13 protein-coding genes are annotated in these 19,188 nt (G+C 68.5%); 9 read left to right on the plus strand and 4 right to left on the minus strand.

Annotated features, from left to right (window positions below):
- Positions 1–192: 192 nt before the first annotated feature.
- A complete protein-coding gene (locus tag ACVHNB_RS09380) occupies positions 193–1,419 on the minus strand; it encodes a trypsin-like serine peptidase (RefSeq protein ID WP_428951859.1) in 1,227 nt (408 codons plus the stop codon).
- A gap of 723 nt (positions 1,420–2,142) precedes the next feature.
- On the opposite strand from ACVHNB_RS09380, the gene ACVHNB_RS09385 reads away from it, so the two are divergent.
- The 5 genes from ACVHNB_RS09385 (at position 2,143) to ACVHNB_RS09405 (ending at position 10,651) form a co-directional block, all read left to right on the plus strand.
- Complete coding sequence (locus tag ACVHNB_RS09385) at positions 2,143–3,600, plus strand: diaminobutyrate--2-oxoglutarate transaminase family protein (RefSeq protein ID WP_456227797.1); 1,458 nt, start codon at positions 2,143–2,145, stop codon at positions 3,598–3,600.
- A gap of 211 nt (positions 3,601–3,811) precedes the next feature.
- Positions 3,812–5,833: an IucA/IucC family protein gene (locus ACVHNB_RS09390; RefSeq protein ID WP_456227798.1), complete on the plus strand. Its 2,022-nt coding sequence runs from the start codon at positions 3,812–3,814 to the stop codon at positions 5,831–5,833.
- Positions 5,834–5,898: 65 nt separating this feature from the next.
- Positions 5,899–6,690 carry a GNAT family N-acetyltransferase gene (locus ACVHNB_RS09395; RefSeq protein ID WP_456227799.1) on the plus strand — a complete coding sequence of 264 codons (792 nt, stop codon included), beginning with the start codon at positions 5,899–5,901 and terminating at the stop codon, positions 6,688–6,690.
- Positions 6,691–6,747: 57 nt separating this feature from the next.
- Positions 6,748–8,637 carry an IucA/IucC family protein gene (locus tag ACVHNB_RS09400; RefSeq protein WP_456227800.1) on the plus strand — a complete coding sequence of 630 codons (1,890 nt, stop codon included), beginning with the start codon at positions 6,748–6,750 and terminating at the stop codon, positions 8,635–8,637.
- 40 nt (positions 8,638–8,677) lie between these two features.
- Positions 8,678–10,651 (plus strand): ATP-dependent DNA helicase, encoded by a 1,974-nt coding sequence (locus tag ACVHNB_RS09405; RefSeq protein ID WP_428951854.1) that lies wholly within the window; start codon positions 8,678–8,680, stop codon positions 10,649–10,651.
- 104 nt (positions 10,652–10,755) lie between these two features.
- Here ACVHNB_RS09405 and lexA read toward each other — a convergent pair whose 3' ends face one another.
- On the minus strand, positions 10,756–11,541 hold the full coding sequence (gene lexA / locus ACVHNB_RS09410) for a transcriptional repressor LexA (RefSeq protein ID WP_428951853.1): 786 nt from the start codon (positions 11,539–11,541) through the stop codon (positions 10,756–10,758).
- A gap of 514 nt (positions 11,542–12,055) precedes the next feature.
- On the opposite strand from lexA, the gene nrdR reads away from it, so the two are divergent.
- On the plus strand, positions 12,056–12,601 hold the full coding sequence (gene nrdR / locus ACVHNB_RS09415; RefSeq protein ID WP_456227801.1) for a transcriptional regulator NrdR: 546 nt from the start codon (positions 12,056–12,058) through the stop codon (positions 12,599–12,601).
- 138 nt (positions 12,602–12,739) lie between these two features.
- A complete protein-coding gene (locus ACVHNB_RS09420) occupies positions 12,740–15,646 on the plus strand; it encodes a vitamin B12-dependent ribonucleotide reductase (RefSeq protein ID WP_456227802.1) in 2,907 nt (968 codons plus the stop codon).
- A 62-nt stretch (positions 15,647–15,708) separates the two neighbouring features.
- On the opposite strand, the gene ACVHNB_RS09425 is transcribed toward ACVHNB_RS09420, so the two are convergent.
- Both ACVHNB_RS09425 and ACVHNB_RS09430 read right to left on the minus strand, forming a co-directional pair.
- Complete coding sequence (locus tag ACVHNB_RS09425; RefSeq protein WP_428951850.1) at positions 15,709–16,248, minus strand: TerD family protein; 540 nt, start codon at positions 16,246–16,248, stop codon at positions 15,709–15,711.
- A 79-nt stretch (positions 16,249–16,327) separates the two neighbouring features.
- Positions 16,328–17,284: a DUF1152 domain-containing protein gene (locus tag ACVHNB_RS09430; RefSeq protein WP_428957516.1), complete on the minus strand. Its 957-nt coding sequence runs from the start codon at positions 17,282–17,284 to the stop codon at positions 16,328–16,330.
- 524 nt (positions 17,285–17,808) lie between these two features.
- Between ACVHNB_RS09430 and ACVHNB_RS09435 the strand changes: the two genes are divergently transcribed.
- Positions 17,809–18,414 carry a YdbC family protein gene (locus ACVHNB_RS09435; RefSeq protein WP_428951848.1) on the plus strand — a complete coding sequence of 202 codons (606 nt, stop codon included), beginning with the start codon at positions 17,809–17,811 and terminating at the stop codon, positions 18,412–18,414.
- Between the two features lie 106 nt (positions 18,415–18,520).
- A complete protein-coding gene (locus ACVHNB_RS09440) occupies positions 18,521–19,180 on the plus strand; it encodes a histidine phosphatase family protein (RefSeq protein WP_428951847.1) in 660 nt (219 codons plus the stop codon).
- Positions 19,181–19,188 lie beyond the last annotated feature (8 nt).

The following is a 19,188-nucleotide window of genomic DNA, read 5'->3' on the forward strand; positions in this document are numbered from 1 at the left end:
CATGAGCGTGTCATTCGTGAGCCGGGCGCCTGCGCACCCGCCACGACACAGCACCCCACTATGCCTGTGGGGATGGGGACGAACAGCGGCGGGGTGGTGAAGGTTTCGACACCCTGCCGCCGACGACCTGGTCCACATCGGCGTCCTGACCGGACCGTTGTCCCGCCGGTCCGGCGGACCGCTCCCGCCGGGCTACTGCCCGGCGAACTTCTTGCTCACGGCGTCATAGATCCCCTTGGCCTCCTTGCCCAGCCGCGGACCGGCCAGCCAGCCCGCCGTCACCGGGCCGATCGAGGTGTTGGACACCAGCGCCGGCTTGCCGTCCGAGCCCTGCCCGACCCAGCCGCCACCGGACGAACCGCCGGTCATCGTGCAGCCGATCCGGTACATCGTCGGGTCCGTCGAGTTCAGCGACAGACGCCCCGGCCTGTCCGCACACTGGTACAGCTTCTGCCCGTCGAACGGCGGAGCCGCCGGGTACCCCTTCGCCGTCAACTGGGAGATCTTCGGCACCGCAGGCGCGTTGAAGTTCACCGGGAGCGACGAACCGACCGTCTCCTCCAGGGACTTGTCCGTGCTGCCCTTCTCCGGCGTCACGTGAATGACGGCGAAGTCGTACGGCGCGCCCGCACCGCCGGTCGGGCCGCCCTGCTCGATCCACTGGTCGGACGTCTGCGCCCAGTCGCCCCACCACACACCGTACGGAGCGACCTCTTCCTTGGGTGCTCCCTGCAACTCCTCGGCCGACTTGCCGCTGTCGTTGTACGAGGGCACGAAGGCGATGTTGCGGTACCAGCCGCCCTTCTTGCCCGCGTGCACGCAGTGGCCGGCCGTCCAGATCATGTCGGACTTACCCGGGTGAGCAGGGTCGGAGACCACGGTCGCCGAGCACACCATCGACCCCTCCGGCCCGTCGAAGAACAACTTGCCCGCGTACGGCGCGCTGCCGTGGTACGGACTCGCGACGGCCGCCGCCTTCACCGGCTGCGGCGTCGGGTCCGTCACCCCCTGGTCCCCGGAGATGTCGTTCTCGTCGACCTCGTTGTCCGGGTTCTTGTCGGCGTCGCGCATCCGGTCCGAGTCCCACAGACCGTCGATGATCGGGTTGACGAAGTCCTGCGCTTCACGCAGCCACTTGTCCCTGTCCCAGTTCTTCCACTCGCCGTTCTTCCACTTGTCCAGATCGATCCCGCGTTCCTTGAGCTTGTCCTTGATGTCGTCCGGGATCTTGATCGTGTCGTCACCGCCCGCGGCCGCGGAGGACGTCGGCTTGTCGCTCGCGTCGTCCTCGCTCGGGCCGCACGCGGTGGCGGTCAGGGCGAGGACCGCGCCGAGCGCAACCGCCGCCGCCACGGGGGACGTTCTGCCCCGCACGCTCCTCGCGCGGCGGGCGGCGAACGGTGGGCGTATGGGTCGCATGTCGTGAATCCCCCTGGGCTTCGAGATCGTTGCACTGCCGAACAGGTGTGGTGGATGAGCCGCCGTGGCCCCTCCCCGAACGGCACCCCACACTATGCCGGTGCCGTCGGGGACGGCCGACGGAACCGCAACGGTTCCGTCACGGAGGGATCTTGGCGCCGCCCCCTGACCCGTCGTCCGCGCGAGGAGCGAGAGCGAGAGCGGGGTGCCGGAACAGGCGCCCGAGCGGTCTTCTCAGCGGGGCAGTGAAGAGCTCGGAGGCCCGCCCGTGTTCCCGCGGAACCTCGTCGGTCATGCGTACGCACGATCCGTTGCCGTTGTTCAGTTGCCGGTGTTCGGTTGCCGGTGTTCGGTGGTCGGATTGCAGGCGTTGGCGTTCAGGTGTCGGAGTTCAGGTGTCGGAGTTCAGTCCCCGAACCGCTTCGCTGTCCTACTGGGACGGCCCTCGCGCTGTCCGGTTGTCGCGGGTCGGCCGGCTGGATGGCGACGCGCAGCGCTGATGATCTGTGGCGTAGATCTCGTCGTAAGTCTTCGGGTGACCCGTGTTCCTCCCGTCCTCCCGTCGTTAGTGCGTACGGGGGATCCGTAGGCGGTGCTCAGTCCTCGGACCGTCCTGGCATGATGCCAGGACGGTCATTCGGTGCTGTGTCTGCCAACTCGCCCCGCCCACCGGTGAGTCGACGAGACCAGCCGGCCGTACTTCCAGCGGGAGGACCAGCAGCTGTGGCCGTGACCGATCCTTCGCCCGTGCCGGTGCCCGCCCCGTGCGACGGGGAGGCACGCGGCACAGCCGCACACGACAGCGCCGTGCACGAAGGGATTCTGCGCCGCCAGTCCGCGCGGGAATCGGCGGCGCGCACCTATGCGCGGGCCTTGCCGATCGTTCCCGTCCGGGCCCGGGGACTCACCATCGAAGGCGCCGACGGCCGCCGCTATCTGGACTGCCTCTCCGGCGCGGGCACGCTCGCCCTCGGCCACAACCACCCCGTGGTACTCGAAGCCATTCGCAAGGTCCTCGACTCGGGCGCGCCCCTCCATGTCCTCGACCTGGCCACCCCCGTGAAGGACGCCTTCACCACCGAACTGTTCCGCACACTGCCGCGCGCCCTCGCCGACCGGGCACGTATCCAGTTCTGCGGACCGGCCGGCACCGACGCCGTCGAGGCCGCCCTGAAACTCGTCCGCACCGCCACCGGCCGCGCCGGCCTCCTTACCTTCACCGGCGCCTACCACGGGATGACCGCCGGAGCTCTCGAAGCATCGGGCGGGGCGCAGGACGTCCGGGTCGCGCGCCTGCCCTATCCGCAGGACTACCGCTGCCCCTTCGGTATCGGCGGGCCCCGCGGGGCCGAACTCGCCGCCCGCTGGACCGAGTCGCTCCTCGACGACACCAAGTCGGGAGTGCCACACCCGGCGGGCATGATCGTCGAGCCGGTACAGGGCGAGGGCGGTGTCATTCCGGCCCCCGATCCCTGGCTGCGCCGCATGCGGGCGATCACGGAGGACCGCTCGATCCCGCTGATCGCCGACGAGGTGCAGACCGGAGTCGGCCGGACCGGTGCCTTCTGGGCCGTCGACCACAGCGGCGTCGTACCGGATGTGATGGTTCTGTCCAAGGCGATCGGCGGCAGCCTCCCACTCGCGGTGATCGTCTACCGCGACGACCTCGACATCTGGGGCCCCGGCGCTCACGCCGGCACCTTCCGCGGCAACCAGCTCGCGATGGCCGCGGGCGCCGCGACCCTTGCCTACGTCCGTGAGAACCGCCTCGCCGAGCGTGCCGCGGACCTCGGCGCCCGCATGATCGGCCAGCTCCAGTCCCTCGCCAAGGAGTTCCCCTGCATCGGGGACGTACGAGGCCGGGGCCTGATGATCGGCGTGGAACTCGTCGACCCGGAAGGCGCCCCCCCGGCGGCCACGGGCGGCCCCGACAACCCCGACCTCTCGACCGACCCGCTCCTCGGCTGGCCGACGGCCGCGCCGCTCCCGGCCGCCCCGGACCTTGCCGCGGCCGTGCGCGACGCCTGCCTGGACCGGGGCCTGATCGTCGAACTCGGCGGCCGTCACTCCAGCGTCGTACGCCTTCTGCCTCCCCTCACGATCACCGACGAACAGGCCGCGGCCGTCGTCGACCGGCTCGCGGACGCCCTCGCCGCCGTGGCCCGGACCTCTCACTCCTAGCAGCGCCCGTACACGGCGGCCCGCCCTGCACCAGCGACAGCCGCGGCAACCGGACCAGCCGGACCACCGCCCCACGGAGCCCACCACCCCACGCAAGGAAGCACTCTTGAACGCCACTCCCGCATCCGATGGCCGTCCCCGCCCCCCTGTCGGCGGAGCCTGCGACACGCAGACCCCGCACGGGTCGGAGCGTGACACGGTTCCCCGGCAGATGGGCGGCGGCCAAGAGGCCGAGCGTCTGCACACCTCTCCAGGCGACCCTGCCGTCGACCTCCTGGAACACCCCGATCCCGCAACATCCGCCCAGCTCGCCGCAGTTGAGAACCTGCTGCGCTGCTGGGTACGCGAGAACGACATCGCCCCTCCTTCCGTGGGTGCCCTTCGCGTGGCTCTGCCCGCGAGCGGCACCGCTCTCCTCGTCCCCGTCCACTACTGGTCACGCACCGGCTGGCACCGCTTCGGCCTGCCCTATCTGGAGGACGGCCCCCGGGGCGCCCCCTGCGTCGACGCGGTGACCCTCGCCGCCCTCCTGAGCCGCGAATCGGCCCCGGGCGACGCGGCACCGACGCCGAACGAGACCGCCGAAGCCGGTGTCGAAGCCGCGGCTGGTGCCGGTGCAGGCGCGAACGCCGTACGGCATACACCGAGCACCGACGCCCGCGTCTCACCGGATATGCAGGATGCCGATGCCGATAACCAGCCCCTGCCAGGCTCGGACTCGGTGGCAGACGCCACCCGAACCACCGCCCTCACCGCCTCCGTCGTCCCCACCGGTGACGGCGGCGACCTGGTCGGCCGGGTCGCCGACTCCGTACGCCGCACGGCCGAGTTCATCGCAGACCGCCGCCGACGACGCGCCGACGCCCCCGACCGCTTCCTCGCCGGCGAACAGGCCCTGCTCCTCGGCCACCCGCTCCACCCCACTCCGAAGAGCCGCGAAGGACTCTCCGAAGCCGAAGCCCGCCGCTACTCACCAGAACTGCGCGGCTCTTTCCCGCTGCACTGGATCGCCGTCGCACCCGATGTCCTCGCCCACGACTCGGCCTGGACCGAACGCGGCCGTGCCGTCTCCGCCGCCGATCTCACCTCCCAACTCGCCGGCCCCGGCCTCCCATTGCCCGACGGCTACGCAGCTCTGCCCGTCCACCCTTGGCAGATCCGCGAACTCCAGCACCGCCCCAGCACCGCATCCCTCCTGAACGCAGGCCTCCTGCGCGACCTCGGCCCGCACGGCGAGCCCTGGTTCCCCACCTCTTCTGTCCGCACCCTGTACCGCCCCGGCACGCCGGCCATGCTGAAGCTGTCTCTCGGCCTGCGGATCACCAACTCCCGCCGCGAGAACCTCCGCAAGGAACTCCACCGAGGCGTCGAGGTCCACCGGCTCCTGCGCAACGGCCTCGCCGCGCAGTGGCATGCCGCCCACCCGGGCTTCGACATCGTCCGCGACCCGGCCTGGCTGGCGGTCGACGACCCGGCCGGTGAACCCGTGCCCGGCCTCGACGTCATGATCCGCAACAACCCCTTCGGTCCCGGCGACGACGCCTCCTGCATCGCCGGGTTCGTCTCCCCTCGGCCCTCGCACGACCCATCGGGCCACCCGGACCGCGCCCCGATGGGCTCACGGCTCGCCGACACCATCGACAACCTCGCGGCACGCACCGGACGACCCCGTGGAGCCGTCGCCACCGAGTGGTTCCTGCGCTACCTCGAGCAGGTCGTGCGCCCCGTGCTCTGGCTCGACAGCGAAGCCGGCATCGCCCTCGAGGCCCATCAGCAGAACACCCTCCTCCTCCTCGACGCCGACGGATGGCCCACCGGTGGGCGCTACCGCGACAACCAGGGCTACTACTTCCGTGAGTCCCGCCGTGCCGAACTCGACACGAGGCTCCCCGGCATCGGCATGCGCAGCGACACCTTTGTCTCCGACGAGGTCACCGACGAACGCTTCGCCTACTACCTCGCCGTCAACAACGTCCTCGGCCTCATCGGCGCCTTCGGCTCCCAACACCTCGCCGACGAACGCCTTCTGCTCGCGGCCTTCCGTCGCTTCCTGAACGAAGCCGCCGCCGGGCCCACCCGACTGCGCAGCCCCCTGCCCGGACAACTGCTGGACTCGCCCACGCTCCGTTGCAAGGCCAACCTCCTCACCCGGCTGCACGGCCTCGACGAACTCGTCGGCCCCGTCGACACCCAATCCGTCTACGTCACCATCACCAACCCCCTTCATCCCTGACGGCCCAGAGGACCCCGCGAACCCAAGGACCACGCCCCGCACCACTTCCTGAGAGGAGCGTCGCCGTGCCCCCCACCGATGCGAGCACCGACGCGGACACCACCCCCGTCGCCGACCCGAGCGAAACCACCGCCGGTCCGGAGAACACGGACTGCCAGGACACCCTGGACCTGCGCCTGCCCGATGAACTCATCGCGCTCATCGCCGAGCAGGACGGACCGAAACACGTCTCCGGGACGGACAGCGAGCACCGGAGCACGGCCGCCCTCATCGACCCCACCGAGCACGATCTGCTCGACAACGTGGGGGAGTGGGGGCCCGCCACCACTCCGGCAGGCGTGTTCCACCTCGTCCCGGTCCGCCTCGAGCGCGACCTCACGCTCATCAGCCGCTGGATGAACGACCCCGCCGTGGCCGCCTTCTGGGAACTCGCGGGTCCAGAGACCGTCACCGCGGACCACCTTCGCCCTCAACTCGACGGCGACGGTCGCAGTGTCCCCTGCCTCGGCGTACTCGACGGCACACCCATGAGCTACTGGGAGATCTACCGCGCCGACCTGGACCCGCTGGCCCGTCACTACCCCGCCCGCCCGCACGACACCGGCATCCACCTCCTCATCGGTGGCGTCGCCAACCGCGGACGAGGGCTCGGAACCACGCTGCTCAAAGCCGTCGCCGACCTCGTACTCGACCACCGCCCGCCGTGCGCGCGCGTCGTCGCAGAACCCGACCTTCGCAACACCCCCTCCGTCTCCGCCTTCTTGAGCGCCGGCTTCCGCTTCTCCGCCGAGGTGGACCTCCCCGACAAGCGAGCCGCGCTCATGGTCCGTGACCGCACCCTGCGCACTGTGCTGTGAGCCAGTCACTCTTAGTACACCGCTCGACCCGATCCGGTTCCCTCGCGAGGAGTCCCTGTGCCGAATCCGCCCGTCGCCCCGATTTCCGCAGAGCCGCCCGTGCTGTACGACCCGCCCGAGCTCACGCGTGAGAACTGGGACAGGGCAGGAGCTCGTCTGCTGGCCAAGCTGATCGGTGAATTCGCGTACGAGGAGATCTTCCAGCCGCTGCCCGCCGACCCGGACGCTGCCGCTCCCCCCGGCCGCCACCTCTACACCCTGACCGTCCCGAGCCACGAAGAATCGAATGGCGGACTGGTCCGATTCCGCGCCCGCCGTGGTGCGTACGGCAGTTGGCAGGTCGATCCAGACAACATCGAGTGGACGGCCGAACCGAGCGCAGCGGACGCCGAATCCCCTGCTCCGCACGATTCCGGGCCACTCACTGACCCGCTCACCTTCCTCCTGCGCACCAAGCACCTCATCGGCCTCGACGGCACCACCCTCGGCCACCTCATCCGCGAGCTCACCGTCACCCTCGCCGCCGACGCCCGCCTCGACCACACCGCGGTGACCGCGGCGCGGCTCGCCGACCTCGGATACGCCGATCTCGAAGGCCACCAGACCGGCCACCCCTGGATCGTCCTCAACAAGGGCCGCCTCGGATTCTCGGCAACCGACACATCCCGCTGGGCCCCAGAGGCCCGCCGTCACACCAGCCTCCCCTGGATCGCTGTGCACACCGGCCTCGCCAGCTACCGGGGCGCCTCAGGACTGGAGTCCGCCGACTCCCTCTACTCCCGCGAACTGGACATGTCGACACGGCAGCTGTTCGCCGAGAGCCTGCGCGCACGAGGCCTGGACCCGGCCGCGTACCTCTACCTCCCCGTGCACCCCTGGCAGTGGGACGACATCGTGCTCCCGCTCTTCGCGCCGTCCATCGCCCGGCACGAGATCGTCCCCCTCCCCACCGACGGCGACCTGCGCCTGCCCCAGCAGTCGATCCGCACGTTCCTGAACACCACCCACCCGGAACGGCACACCGTCAAACTGCCGCTGTCCGTTCTCAACACCCTTGTATGGCGCGGCCTCCCGACGGAGCGCACCCTGGCCGCTCCCGCCGTGACCACATGGATGCTCGCACTGCGCGACTCCGACCCCTTCCTCAAGGACGAGTGCGGAGTCATCCTGCTGGGCGAAGTCGCCTCAGTGGCCGTTCAGCACCCCTTGTACGACGGGCTCGACGAGGTCCCCTACCAGTACAAGGAGCTGCTCGGAGCGATCTGGCGCGAGCCTGTGACGCGACACCTCGCTCCTGGGGAGCGGGCGCGTACCCTCGCCTCCTTGTCGCACGTCGACCCCCACGGACGTGCGTTCGTGGCAGAACTCGTCGAGCGATCGGGACTCGACCCGAAGGTCTGGCTGCGCAGGCTCTTCGCCGCTCTGCTTCCGCCCCTGCTGTGCTTTCTGTACCGCTACGGAACCGTGTTCTCGCCCCACGGCGAGAACGCCATCGTCGTCTTCGACGACCAGGACGTACCCGTCCGCCTGGCGGTCAAGGACTTCGTGGATGACGTCAATGTCAGCGCCGAACCGCTTCCGGAGCACGCCTCCATGCCCGAGGACGTCCGTGACGTCCTGCTCACCGAGAGTCCCGCGTTCCTGACCCAGTTCATCCACTCCGGGCTCTTCGTCGGCGTCTTCCGGTACCTGGCGCCGCTGTGCGAGGAACAACTGGGAGTGCCGGAAGCGGAGTTCTGGTCGCTGGTGCGCGCGGAGATCGTGCGGCACCACGCCCTCTTCCCGGAGCTGAAGGAGCGGTACGAGATGTTCGACCTGCTCACGCCGGAGATCGAACGTCTGTGTCTCAACCGCAACCGGCTCCACCTCGACGGCTACCGCGACCGCTCCCACCGCCCGCACGCCGCCGTGCACGGCACCGTCGCCAACCCCTTGCACCAGCCTTGATCGCGGGATTGTCAGTGGTGCCCCTTAGGGTGGTCGAGCTATGACGAAGCCCTCACTCCCCGAGCTCCTGCACGCCGCGGTCACTGCGGTCGGCGGCACCGAGCGCCCTGGCCAGGTGACCATGGCCGAGACCGTCGCCGAGGCGATCGACGACGGCTCCCATCTGCTCGTCCAGGCGGGCACCGGCACCGGAAAGTCACTCGGATACCTGGTGCCGGCCCTGGCCCACGGGGAGCGCGTCGTGGTGGCGACGGCCACGCTCGCCCTCCAGCGCCAGCTCGTCGAGCGGGACCTGCCGCGCACGGTCGACGCCCTGCATCCGCTGCTGCGCCGCCGCCCCGAGTTCGCCATGCTGAAGGGCCGGTCGAACTACTTGTGCCTGCACCGTCTCCACGAGGGCGTGCCGCAGGACGAGGAAGACGGGCTCTTCGACCAGTTCGAGGCGGCCGCGCCGACCAGCAAGCTCGGACAGGACCTGCTGCGCATGCGGGACTGGGCCGACGAGACCGAGACGGGCGACCGGGACGACCTCACGCCCGGCGTCTCGGACCGAGCCTGGTCCCAGGTGTCGGTGTCGTCCAGGGAATGCCTGGGCGCGTCGAAGTGCGCGTACGGACAGGAGTGCTTCGCGGAGATGTCGCGTGAGCGCGCCAAGCTCGCCGACGTCATCGTCACGAACCACGCACTGCTCGCGATCGACGCCATCGAGGGCGCGCCGGTCCTGCCGCAGCACGAGGTCCTGATCGTGGACGAGGCTCACGAGCTGGTGTCCCGGGTGACCGGCGTGGCCACCGGCGAGCTCACGTCCGGCCAGGTCAATCGTGCCGTGCGCCGCGCAGCCAAGCTCGTGAACGAGAAGGCCGCCGATCAGCTCCAGACCGCCGCCGAGGGCTTCGAGCGACTCATGGAGCTGGCCCTGCCCGGCCGCCTCGAGGAGATTCCGGAAGACCTCGGCTATGCGCTGATGGCGCTTCGCGACGCCGCACGCACCGTCATCACCGCCATCGGATCGACGCGGGACAAGTCCGTTCAGGACGAGGACGCCGTACGAAAGCAGGCTCTCGCCTCAGTGGAGACGATCCACGGCGTCGCGGAGCGGATCACGAACGGATCGGAGTGGGACGTCGTCTGGTACGAGCGCCATGACCGGTTCGGGGCGTCGCTGCGCGTGGCGCCCATGTCCGTCTCGGGACTGCTGCGAGAGAAACTCTTCTCCGACCGCTCCGTCACCCTGACATCGGCGACCTTGAAGCTCGGCGGTGACTTCAATGGAGTGGGCGCCTCTCTGGGCCTCGCTCCCGAGGGCACGAAGGGCGACGACCTGCCCGAGTGGAGGGGCATCGACGTCGGCTCGCCGTTCGACTACCCGAAGCAGGGCATCCTCTACGTCGCCAAGCACCTGGCCCGTCCCGCACGCGAAGGCACGCGGAGCGACATGATGGACGAGCTGGCCGAACTGATGCAGGCGGCCGGCGGCAGAACGCTGGGCCTGTTCTCGTCGATGCGCGCCGCCCAGGCGGCGGCTGAGGAACTGCGGACGAGGATTCCCGAGTACCCGATCCTGCTGCAGGGCGAGGACACCCTCGGCGAGCTGATCAAGGGCTTCGCCGCGGACCCGAAGACCTGCTTGTTCGGCACGCTGTCCCTGTGGCAGGGCGTGGACGTACCGGGAGCCGGCTGCCAGCTGGTCGTCATGGACAAAATCCCGTTCCCACGCCCCGACGATCCGCTGATGAGCGCCCGGCAGAAGGCCGTCGAGGACGCCGGCGGCAACGGCTTCATGGCGGTGGCGGCGACGCATGCGGCGCTGCTCATGGCGCAGGGGGCAGGCCGTCTCGTACGCGCCACGGGAGATCGTGGCGTCGTCGCCGTCCTCGACCCCCGCCTGGCGACGGCCCGCTATGGCAGCTATCTGCGCGCCTCGATGCCGGACTTCTGGTACACGACGGACCGGAATCAGGTGCGGCGCTCGCTTGCCGCGATCGACGCGACAGCGAAGGCCGACGACAAGTAGCTTTTCAGCCCTGCGCAGCGATTCGGCTGACCACGGGGCCTGGCGTGGACAGCGCTGGGCCCCGGAACCGGCGCAGTTGGTTCCGGGGCCCGGTCAGGGAGGAGTCACACCCGGCGCAGTACCGCCACCACCTTGCCGAGGATCGTCGCCTCGTCACCGGGGATGGGCTGGTACGCGGCATTGTGGGGGAGCAGCCACACGTGGCCGTCCTCGCGCTTGAAGCGCTTGACGGTCGCCTCGCCGTCGAGCATCGCCGCGACGATGTCACCGTTCTCCGCGACGGGCTGGCGACGGACCGTGACCCAGTCGCCGTCGCAGATCGCGGCTTCGATCATCGAGTCACCGACGACCTTCAGTACGAACAGCTCACCGTCACCGACCAGCTGCCGGGGGAGCGGGAAGACATCCTCGACCGACTCCTCGGCGAGGATCGGACCACCTGCGGCGATACGGCCGACCAAGGGCACATACGAAGCGGCCGGCTTGCCCGTCGTGTCCGTGGGCTGCGCGCTCGGCTGATCCGAGCCGCGAACCTCGTACGCGCGAGGACGGTGCGGGTCGCGGCGCAGGAAACCCTTGCGCTCGAGGGCCATCAGCTGGTGCGCCACCGACGAGGTGCTGGACAGGCCCACCGCCTGACCGATCTCCCGCATCGACGGCGGGTATCCACGGCGCTGCACCGAGTCCCTGATGACCTCGATCACCCGACGCTGGCGGTCGGTGAGCCCCGAGCTGTCCGCGCGGATGCCTGGAGGTCGGCCGGGCAGCGAGCGCCCGGGCTTGGGCCCCTCCTGGCTCATGGCTGCGTCATTCATGGCATGCACCGGCTCGAGTCGGCCCTGGGCGCGGCCCTGGGCAGTGATGGTGGCACTGTCTGCGGTGGTGGTCACGTCGATGGGCCCCTCTCGAGAATGTCTCCCTAGCTAGCCAACGGTAGTTCCTTTCGAAAGGTTGCGCCAAACACACGTTCGAGTGAAAAACCGTAGATTGCTTGTCGTGATCATGTGCCTAGGTGTATGGCCAGCACTCGTACGGAGTGACGATTCGGTTCAATCCGGTACGCTTCACCGCCGGGACTGAGACCCGCTCTGAGGGCTCTCCCAGTCTGCCATCCGCCGCCTCGTCAACCGGGCACCGCCCCCTTTCGCGTGCGTCGTGCCGGTCGAGGGGTGTGGCTCATGAGGTTTCCTTGCCTCGCGCGGCGAACCTGGCCCTGCGACACGCTCTAGGGCTCAAAAAGCGGCCAAACCCCAGATGTAGTGGTTGGATTGCATCAGCAGCCCAGAAGTTGTGGTCCCCGGTCCTTCATGGCCGTGGTCATCGCCTATGCTGGGGGCTGCTTCGAGGGGCGGGATCAGCCTCTCGGGGCTATCGAGTCGTGCCGTGAAGGAGGGTTGGGAGTTCATGCACTGCCCCTTCTGCAGGCATCCCGACAGTCGTGTCGTCGACAGCCGCACCACCGACGACGGCACGTCGATCCGCCGGCGCCGTCAGTGTCCGGACTGCTCCCGTCGTTTCACGACGGTGGAGACATGCTCACTGATGGTGGTCAAGCGGAGCGGGGTGACCGAACCCTTCAGTCGCACCAAGGTCATCAACGGCGTACGCAAGGCGTGCCAGGGGCGCCCGGTGACCGAGGACGCGCTCGCTCTCCTCGGTCAGCGGGTCGAGGAAGCGGTGCGTGCCACCGGGAGCGCCGAATTGACCACCCATGACGTGGGCCTGGCCATACTCGGCCCGCTTCAGGAGCTGGATCTCGTTGCCTACTTGCGGTTCGCGTCCGTGTACCGGGCGTTCGACTCGCTGGAGGACTTCGAGTCCGCGATCGCGGAACTGAGGGAACAAGCGCCCGGCGCGGAGGCGGACGACGCGGGCGCGGAGCGCGTAGAGAGTGACAGCGGGCCCGGAGGGACTGTGGAAGTCCCCGTGCCCGCCCACGCCGCCGACTGACCGGCCAGGGGCCGGGCGGCGGCGATCCACAGACCTGTTGCGGGCGGCAAGAGCGGCGCCCGCAACACAAGACACACACCGTGCCACGGGAAGAACCAGGCACTTTTGGGCGTTTTAGCCCGGTATATGGGAGGCGGCATGACAGAGACGGCGAGCGGCCCGGCACGAGGTTCCCGAGCGAAGGGTTCCAAGGCCACCAAGGGTCTGCGTATCGAGCGCATCCACACCACCCCCGGCGTGCATCCGTACGACGAGGTGGAATGGGCGCGTCGTGACGTCGTCATGACCAACTGGCGCGACGGCTCGGTCAATTTCGAGCAGCGTGGCGTCGAGTTCCCCGAGTTCTGGTCGGTGAACGCGGTCAACATCGTCACCAGCAAGTACTTCCGGGGCGCCGTGGGCACCCCGCAGCGAGAGGTGAGCCTGAAGCAGCTCATCGACCGCATTGTGAAGACGTACCGGAAGGCCGGCGAGGACTACAAGTACTTCGCTTCGCCCGCCGACGCCGAGATCTTCGAGCACGAACTGGCGTACGCCCTCCTGCACCAGATCTTCAGCTTCAACTCGCCGGTGTGGTTCAACGTCGGCACCCCGCAGCCCCAGCAGGTCTCCGCCTGCTTCATCCTTGCCGTCGACGACTCCATGGAGTCGATCCTCGACTGGTACAAGGAAGAGGGCATGATCTTCAAGGGCGGCTCCGGCGCCGGCCTGAACCTCTCCCGGATCCGCTCCTCCAAGGAGCTGCTCTCCTCCGGTGGCAACGCCTCGGGCCCCGTCTCCTTCATGCGCGGTGCCGACGCCTCTGCAGGAACGATCAAGTCGGGTGGCGCCACGCGCCGCGCGGCCAAGATGGTCATCCTCGACGTCGACCACCCCGACATCGAGGACTTCATCGAGACCAAGGTGAAGGAAGAGGAGAAGATCCGCGCCCTGCGCGACGCGGGCTTCGACATGGACCTGGGCGGCGACGACATCACGTCCGTCCAGTACCAGAACGCCAACAACTCGGTCCGTGTGAACGACACGTTCATGAAGGCGGTCGAGGAGGGCGGCAAGTTCGGTCTGACGTCCCGTATGACCGGTGACGTCATCGAGGAGGTCGACGCCAAGTCGCTCTTCCGCAAGATGGCCGAGGCCGCCTGGGCCTGTGCCGACCCCGGCATCCAGTACGACGACACCATCAACCAGTGGCACACGTGCCCGGAGTCCGGCCGGATCAACGGCTCGAACCCGTGCAGCGAGTACATGCACCTGGACAACACGTCCTGCAACCTCGCCTCGCTGAACCTGATGAAGTTCCTGAAGGACGACGGCAAGGGCCACCAGTCCTTCGACGTCGAGCGCTTCTCGAAGGTCGTCGAGCTGGTCATCACCGCGATGGACATCTCGATCTGCTTCGCGGACTTCCCGACCCAGAAGATCGGCGAGAACACCCGCGCCTTCCGTCAGCTCGGCATCGGCTACGCGAACCTGGGCGCCCTGCTCATGGCGACCGGCCACGCCTACGACTCCGACGGCGGCCGCGCTCTCGCCGGCGCCGTCACGTCGCTGATGACGGGTACGTCCTACAAGCGCTCCGCGGAGCTCGCGGCGGTCGTCGGCCCGTACGACGGCTACGCCAAGAACGCCACCCCGCACCAGCGCGTCATGAAGCAGCACGCCGACGCCAACTCCGTGGCCGTCCGTGTCGACGACCTGGACACGCCGATCTGGGCCGCCGCCACGGAGGCCTGGCAGGACGTGATCCGCCTCGGGGAGAAGAACGGTTTCCGTAACTCCCAGGCGTCCGTCATCGCGCCGACCGGCACCATCGGTCTCGCGATGTCCTGCGACACCACCGGCCTCGAGCCCGACCTCGCCCTGGTCAAGTTCAAGAAGCTGGTCGGCGGCGGCTCGATGCAGATCGTCAACGGCACCGTGCCGCAGGCCCTGCGCCGCCTGGGTTACCAGGAGGAGCAGATCGAGGCGATCGTCGCCCACATCGCCGACAACGGCAACGTGGTCGACGCCCCGGGCCTGAAGACCGAGCACTACGAGGTCTTCGACTGCGCCATGGGCGAGCGCTCCATCTCCGCGATGGGCCACGTCCGCATGATGGCCGCGATCCAGCCCTGGATCTCCGGCGCCCTCTCCAAGACCGTCAACCTGCCGGAGACGGCGACGGTCGAGGACGTCGAGGAGGTCTACTTCGAGGCCTGGAAGATGGGCGTCAAGGCGCTCGCCATCTACCGCGACAACTGCAAGGTCGGCCAGCCCCTCTCCGCCAAGACCAAGGAGAAGGAGAAGGCCGAGGTCACGGAGAAGGCCGAGGCGGAGATCCGCAAGGCGGTCGAGAAGGTCGTCGAGTACCGCCCGGTCCGCAAGCGTCTCCCCAAGGGCCGTCCCGGCATCACCACCTCCTTCACGGTGGGCGGCGCTGAGGGCTACATGACCGCCAACTCCTACCCGGACGACGGTCTCGGTGAGGTCTTCCTGAAGATGTCCAAGCAGGGCTCCACCCTCGCGGGCATGATGGACGCCTTCTCCATCGCAGTCTCCGTGGGTCTGCAGTACGGCGTGCCGCTCGAGACGTACGTCTCGAAGTTCACGAACATGCGCTTCGAGCCGGCCGGTATGACGGACGACCCGGACGTGCGGATGGCGCAGTCGATCGTCGACTACATCTTCCGTCGCCTGGCGCTCGACTTCCTGCCGTTCGAGACGCGCTCCGCGCTCGGCATCCACTCCGCCGAGGAGCGTCAGCGTCACCTGGAGACGGGCTCCTACGAGCCCTCCGAGGACGAGGTCGACGTCGAGGGGCTGGCGCAGTCGGCGCCCGTCCAGACGCTGCAGGCCGAGTCCCTGAAGGCCGTCGAGACGCCGAAGGCCGAGGCCGCCACCGCGCAGCCCGCCCCGAAGCAGGCGCACACCAGCGCCGAGCTCGTCGAGATGCAGCTGGGCATCCAGGCCGACGCCCCGCTCTGCTTCTCCTGCGGTACGAAGATGCAGCGCGCCGGCTCCTGCTACATCTGCGAGGGCTGCGGCTCGACCAGCGGTTGCAGCTGATCGCCTGATCCGAAGGGGCGGCGGGACCACTACGGTTCCGCCGCCCCTTCGGCGTCGGCGGGCTAGAGGCTGCCCATCGCGACGGCGAACGAGGCGAGGTCGCCGTCGAAGCCGCGGACGACTTCCTGGAACGACCACTCGCCGTCGGCGTCCCGGGTGAACTCGGCGATCGTGGTCGCCGAACTGCCGCCCACCGCGGAGAGGTCGTGCTGCGACAGGTCGGTGTAGCCCTCCCGTATCCGTACGGCCGTGTTCGCCACGTCCCGGAACACCGTGGTCTGCCCGGCCGGCTGTTGTTCGCTCTGCTGTATGGCGACGCCCACGACCACGCGTGCGTACCGGTCCGCCAGCCGATCCAGCTCGAGCGTCATCACCTCGTCGAAACCGAGTCCCATCCCGGTTCTGCTGTCCCGGTTGAGGGTGATGGTCCCGTCGGGGGAGCGGCTGTCGAAGTGGACGACATAGGCGGGGCTGCCGTGCGGGTCGTCACCCGTGTACGTCGCGGCGATGAGGTCCAGGTCGTGGGGAAGCGAGCCCAACGGGCTCGGGTCCCACTTCAGGCCGACTTCGATCTTCTCGATCCCCTTGCGGAGGCTGCTCACCGAACTCCCCCTTCTCGGTGCAATGTTGAGTGCTACAGACACGCTACGTGGTCCCACTGACACCGCGCGGCCGTACCCGTCAGTGCGGGATGCGGCGGGGCGGCCGGGTGGATGTCTCCTCACGGAAGGACTCGATGGCACTGCTCACCTGCCGGATGAGGTGGGTGTCCTCGATGCGGTCCAGATACTGGCAGTGCCGTGCCACCCCCTCGAGTTCGAACGCGAAGTAGAGCGCCATCAGAGGATTGATGAACAGCTCACTGCCGCGGGTGCGCGCCGTGAACTGCACGTCTCCGAAAGCGCCTTGGACCGCGGCCGCGATCGATCCGTTGACGATGCTCGGATGGGCAGGCGTGTGTTCCTGCGCATGGGCGACAGCGTCCACGAACAGGGCGCCCTCCTTTGATGCGCGGGACAGCGAAAAGGCACCCAAGTAGTCGCCCGACCGCTCCAGAGCTGCGATGTTCTCCAGGACCAGTCCGTGACTGACCCCGTGGTACGCGTCGACTCCGAACCCGAGGGAGAGGACGAGTCGTGCGGGACCTTCGATACGCGCGAGCGCGGCCACGCTCGTGAGGTCCTCCTCGGGTGTGCCGAGACCTGATTCGTCACCCCGCATCAGGATGTCCGTGCCCCCGTCCACCAGGACCACCGCGTCGATGTCGTACTGCTCGATCAGCGACTTGTAGGCGGCGCGCAGCGGCTGCACGCCCACGCGCGCGAGGGCGTGCACCGTGTCGGGATAGCCGTGCAGGCGCAGCCATTGAGCGAGGGTGCGCTCGGGGAAGTAGGTCTGGTGAGGCGCCGAGTCCGGCGTCACCCGTGCCACGTCCGGGGCTGTCCAGGCGTCCGACGGCAGCCCCTCGACCGCGCTGAACGTCAGATTGGCCAGTTGGACTTCCTTGCCTTCATGGAGGAGGGAGAGGGCTATGGGCAGGCCCGCGTAGATGTCGAAACCACCGCCCGCGCCCGCGACGAGGACACGCTGTGCGTCGGCCAGTCGTGCCGAAACCGGGTTGGTGAAGAGCGCCGTCATGTCGATCATTGTGGAATGACCTGGAGCGCGGAAGTACTGGATATTGAGGCCCAGTTGCCGCGGATCGGCTTCAAGGGAGACCTGGAGGCGGATGGGGAGACGCTCCGAGGCTTGCGCCGTGCCCTTGTAGCCCATGCAGTGGCGATTCCGTTCGAGAATCCGGAAATGCTGCTGAGCAGGCCGACACCCCTTGATCTGGCTTTTCTGTAGAACAAGTCGGTGCAAAAGCGCCGTGGCGGCCACGGCTATGAGCGCGACCTGTTGTTCGCAGCCGTACTGGAGCAAATGGACTTTCCTGCGTGCGAGCGAGGAGTTGCTCTGCGATGTCGGATTAGGTGCGGCCGGGGCTGCGAGAGCTGATTCTCGGTCGACGGGGCGAACGGAACGTTCAGGCGAGCGAGTTGAGGACGTTTCTCGATCGTTAGTTCGGGTTCGAGTTGAGCGTCGGGATCCCGCCGAGTTGCTGCGCGTGCACTACACCGGAGAGTGGCCCCGCTTCATGCGCCGCGCCGTACGATGGCGCGGTGCTGGTCAAGTGGATTCGCTGCACTGTGGTGGACCGTCGGGGGTTCGAGCGGGGGCAGCGGAAATGGGCGGGGCTCCTTGGGGAGCCGGGGTTCCGGGGGCAGGGCGGTGGCTGGAGCAGAAAACGGCCCGACGTGGCCCATGTCTTCGGTTTCTGGGAGAGCCGTGCCTTTTACGACTCCTTCATGGCGCGGTCCCACGACCGGCTCGCGGCGGCGCAGTCGGGGACGTACAAGGGCATTCAAACGAAGCTGTTCGACCACCGCTTCGATGTGAAGACCGGCTTCGAGCCGCGGTTCACGGACGCGGATGTCGTACGGGTCGCGCACTGCCAGGTGAATGCCGAGCGGGCGGAGCACTTCACGTTGATGCAGCAGAAGGTCTGGAACCCGGCCATGGCCGGCTCGCCCGGGATGGTCCGTGGCCTCTTCGGGGAGGCCCCGGGCGACGAGTTCCTGGTCCTCTCGATGTGGCAGTCGGCCGCCGAGCACGGTAAGTACCAGGTCGACCGGGTGGAGCGGCTGTCCCTGAGAGCCCAGATCGAGGCCGACGTGGCCGCCATCACCGGTGACATCGTGAAGCTGGAGCCGACCTGGACCGTGTGAGGCCCCGACCACGCGCGCGTGCCATCGTGCGCTGCCATGCCATGTCTACGCCGGATGGAGCCCGTACGGGTGCTCGAACCCGGCCGATTCGATCTAGGGTCGTGGCATGGCACGACCGCGGCGCATCGTTCTTGTCCGACACGGCGAATCCGAGGGAAACGCCGATGACACCGTGTACGAGCGTGAGCCCGACCATGCCCTGGCGCTGACCGAGACGGGGTGGAGGCAGGCCGATGAGACGGGTCAAGAGCTGCGGGAGCTGTTCGGCCGCGAGCGGGTGAGCGTCTACGTCTCGCCGTACCGGCGTACCCATGAGACGTTCCGGGCGTTCCGTCTCGACCCCGAGCTCGTCCGGGTGCGGGAGGAGCCTCGCCTCAGGGAGCAGGACTGGGGGAACTGGCAGGACCGCGACGACGTACGGCTCCAGAAGGCCTACCGCGACGCCTACGGGCACTTCTTCTACCGCTTCGCGCAGGGAGAATCCGGGGCGGATGTGTACGACCGGGTGGGGGCGTTCCTGGAGAGCCTGTACCGCAGCTTCGAAGAGCCCGACCATCCGCCGAACGTGCTGCTCGTGACCCACGGCCTGACCATGCGGCTGTTCTGTATGCGCTGGTTCCACTGGAGCGTCGCGGATTTCGAATCACTGTCGAATCCCGGGAACGCCGAGACGCGGGCGCTCGTTCTCGGGGAGAACGGCAAATACGAACTGAACCGGCCATTCGAACGATGGTGCGACCCTAGGCCCTATGGGGTCACCGGATAGAGTGGCAG

The sequence above is a fragment of the Streptomyces sp. YJ-C3 genome, from assembly GCF_053891275.1.

What these genes read in the sequence shown, in the direction of transcription:
- nrdR (WP_456227801.1), top strand. Translation starts at nt 12,056, where the DNA reads ATGCACTGCCCCTTCTGCAGGCATCCCGACAGTCGTGTCGTCGACAGC.
- ACVHNB_RS09390 (WP_456227798.1), top strand. Translation starts at nt 3,812, where the DNA reads ATGGGCGGCGGCCAAGAGGCCGAGCGTCTGCACACCTCTCCAGGCGAC.
- ACVHNB_RS09405 (WP_428951854.1), top strand. Translation starts at nt 8,678, where the DNA reads ATGACGAAGCCCTCACTCCCCGAGCTCCTGCACGCCGCGGTCACTGCG.
- ACVHNB_RS09440 (WP_428951847.1), top strand. Translation starts at nt 18,521, where the DNA reads ATGGCACGACCGCGGCGCATCGTTCTTGTCCGACACGGCGAATCCGAG.
- ACVHNB_RS09380 (WP_428951859.1), bottom strand. Translation starts at nt 1,419, where the DNA reads ATGCGACCCATACGCCCACCGTTCGCCGCCCGCCGCGCGAGGAGCGTG.
- ACVHNB_RS09430 (WP_428957516.1), bottom strand. Translation starts at nt 17,284, where the DNA reads ATGACGGCGCTCTTCACCAACCCGGTTTCGGCACGACTGGCCGACGCA.
- ACVHNB_RS09420 (WP_456227802.1), top strand. Translation starts at nt 12,740, where the DNA reads ATGACAGAGACGGCGAGCGGCCCGGCACGAGGTTCCCGAGCGAAGGGT.